Origin of the sequence: Lysobacter sp. 1R34A, from assembly GCF_051217035.1 — a bacterium.
In the GTDB taxonomy this organism is placed as follows: Bacteria; Pseudomonadota; Gammaproteobacteria; order Xanthomonadales; family Xanthomonadaceae; genus Lysobacter.
Map to the genome: position 1 here is coordinate 1 of NZ_JBPKJP010000186.1, position 2,746 is coordinate 2,746.

A 2,746-nucleotide genomic window follows, 5' to 3' on the forward strand; every position below is an offset into this window, starting at 1 on the left:
TCGGCGACGGCGGTGCCGGCGGCGTTAGCGGCCTGGGCGGCGGCGTCGCCGGCCTGGTCGGCGGCGGCCGAGGCTTCGGCGGCTTCGTTCTTGGCTTCTTCGGACTTCGGGGCGCAAGCCGACAGGGCCAGGACGGAAGCGGCGAGGAGGACGTAAAGGTGGGTCTTCATGAGTGTCTATCCTGAGGAGTTGTCTGAGAAAAAACGTGAAACGGTGATGTCAGGCAACGCCAGTGCGCGCAGCGGTCCGGCAAGCCGGCTCGGATCGTTCACTGACCTTACGGAAAAAGCCGCCGGAAACCGGCGGCTTTCCCGTTCGGCACGATGACTCGTGCCGAAACTAAGTAGCATCGCTTGCGCGATATTACTTCTTGGCTTCTTCCTTGGCAGCTTCTGCCGGAGCAGCAGCGTCCTTGGCGGCAGCAGCGGCTTCCTTCGCGGCGTCTTCGGCGTTTTCGGCAGCGTCGGCAGCGGCGTCGGCAGCAGCCGGGGTCGCAGCGTTGGCAGCGGCGTCGGCCGAGGTGGCAGCGGCGTCGGCAGCGGTGGCGGCGGCGTCGGCGCTGGCGGCAGCGGCGTCGGCGGTGGCAGCGTCGCCAGCAGCGGCGGCGGTGTCAGCAGCGGCCTGAGCTTCGGTCGAAGCGGCAGCGGCGTCGGCGGAAGCTTCTTCGGCCTGCTTCTGGTTCGAGCAAGCGGCCAGGGCCAGGCCCAGTGCCAGGGCGATCAGCGCCTTGTTGAAATTCATGATTCGGATTCCTCGTCGATTTAGTTAGGCAACGCGCAGTTGCGCGCCGATAACATGATGACAAGCCGGTGACGTGTGTCAAGCGGCCTTGCCGGTTTTTTTTGTGCAACGCGTTTTTAACTAATTAGAGCAACTCTATCGCAATTGCGGTCGCTTCGCCGCCGCCGATGCACAGCGAGGCGACGCCGCGGCGGCCGCCGCGCAGGCGCAGGGCATTGATCAGGGTGACCACCAGGCGGGCGCCGCTGGCGCCGATCGGGTGGCCCAGGGCGACCGCGCCGCCATGGACGTTGATCTTGTCGTGGGGGATGCCGAGGTCCTTCATCGGCGCCATCGCGACGCAGGAAAAGGCCTCGTTGACCTCGAACAGGTCGACGTCGGCGACCGTCCAGCCGGCCTTTTCGAGCACGTTTGAAATCGCTTTCACCGGGGCGGTGGTGAACCATTCCGGGGCCTGCGCATGGCCGGCGTGGGCGACGATCCGGGCCAGCGGCGCGAGCCCGCGCGCGGCCGCGTCGTCGGCCGACATCAGCACGGTCGCGGCGGCGCCGTCGGAGATCTTCGAGGACGACGCGGCGGTCAGCACGCCGTCCTTGCCGAAGGCCGGGCGCAGGCCGGGGATCTTGCTGACGTCGATCTTGGCCGGCTCTTCGTCGCTGTCGACCACCACCTCGCCCTTGCGGCCCTTGACGGTGACCGGAACGATCTCGTCCTTGAAGTGGCCGGCGCTCTGCGCGGCCTGGGCGCGCTTGACGCTTTCCTCGGAATAGGCGTCGATCGCCGCGCGATCCAGGCCGTATTTCTCGCAGGCGGCGTCGCCGAACACGCCCATGGCCTTGCCGTCGTAGGGGTTGGTCAGGCCGTCCCAGGCCATGTGGTCGAGCATCTCGGTGCTGCCGTAGCGGATGCCGGTGCGCGAGTTGTTGAGCAGGTGCGGGGCATTGGTCATCGACTCCATGCCGCCGGCGACGACGACCTTGGCCGAGCCGGCCTTGATCAGGTCGTGGGCCAGCATGATCGCCTTCATGCCCGAGCCGCAGACCTTGTTGATCGTGGTGCAGCCGGCCGAGGTCGGCAGGCCGGCATTGAGCGCGGCCTGGCGCGCCGGGGCCTGGCCGAGGCCGGCCGGGAGCACGCAGCCCATGATGACTTCGTCGACCTGGTCGGCGGCGACGCCGGACTGCTCGAGCGCACCGGCGATCGCGGCGCTGCCCAGGGTCGGGGTCGGGACGCCGGTGAACTGGCCGAGGAAGGAACCGATGGCGGTGCGCTTGGCACCGACGATGACGACATCGCTCATGGCGGAACTCCAGAAACTGTGGCGTAGGCGGCCGGCGCGGGGCCGGGTAACCGCCGGATTATGCGGCGCCATGCTGCAGCGCGGCAAATCGCCGGTCCCGGCCGAAGCACCGCGGGCCCGGCGCCGAGGCTTGGCTAACGAAAAACAAACAATTGGCCTTGCCGCGCCCTGCACGAACCCGCCAGGCGGCTGAACGCTGTGAAGCGGTTTTCCGGGTTTTTGCCCTCCGGCCTGGTCGCCGCGCGGGCGCCGGGACCGGTTAGGGCCGGTCGGTGCGCGAAGCCGGGGCAGGCCGCGCGCCATTGGGGCGCGACATCGAGCGAGTGCGCGGCTTGGCGACGAAGCCTTTCGCGGAACCGCGGCCATGGTTCCCCGGGGCTAGTCGCCCGGCGAAATCTGCGCGAAAACCTGCGGTTTCGATTGTCGTCGCGCGCGGCTTGGATTAAAACGAAGACGACGCGCGGCCGTGTCGCAGGGGTGCGAACGGCGGGCCCGTCCCCGACGGGGAGCTGAGCCATGAAACGATTCGGACCGGCAGCGCGAAGCAGTTCGCGGCTGGCGCTGTGCGCGCTGAGCCTGGCCATCCTGAGCGCCTGCGGTGGCGGTGGAGGCGGCGGCGAAGCGGTACGCCCGACGCCGCCGCCGGCGAACCCGCCGCCGACCACGCCGCCGGCGCCGAACCCGGCCCAGCCCGCGATCGACGCG

At 69.0% G+C, this 2,746-nt stretch carries 4 protein-coding genes; 2 read left to right on the forward strand and 2 right to left on the reverse strand.

From position 1 onward, the window contains the following. Positions 1-168: 168 nt before the first annotated feature. Entirely contained in the window at positions 169-327 is a 159-nt protein-coding gene (locus tag ACSAMQ_RS20315) for a hypothetical protein (protein WP_435397392.1), read from the forward strand. 36 nt (positions 328-363) lie between these two features. On the opposite strand, the gene ACSAMQ_RS20320 is transcribed toward ACSAMQ_RS20315, so the two are convergent. Both ACSAMQ_RS20320 and ACSAMQ_RS20325 read right to left on the reverse strand, forming a co-directional pair. Then, on the reverse strand, positions 364-741 hold the full coding sequence (locus ACSAMQ_RS20320) for a hypothetical protein (RefSeq protein WP_435397393.1): 378 nt from the start codon (positions 739-741) through the stop codon (positions 364-366). 124 nt (positions 742-865) lie between these two features. After that, positions 866-2,041: a thiolase family protein gene (locus ACSAMQ_RS20325; protein ID WP_435397394.1), complete on the reverse strand. Its 1,176-nt coding sequence runs from the start codon at positions 2,039-2,041 to the stop codon at positions 866-868. Between the two features lie 516 nt (positions 2,042-2,557). Here ACSAMQ_RS20325 and ACSAMQ_RS20330 point away from each other — a divergent pair. Beyond that, positions 2,558-2,746: hypothetical protein (locus ACSAMQ_RS20330; protein WP_435397395.1), on the forward strand; the 189-nt coding region annotated here is incomplete at its 3' end.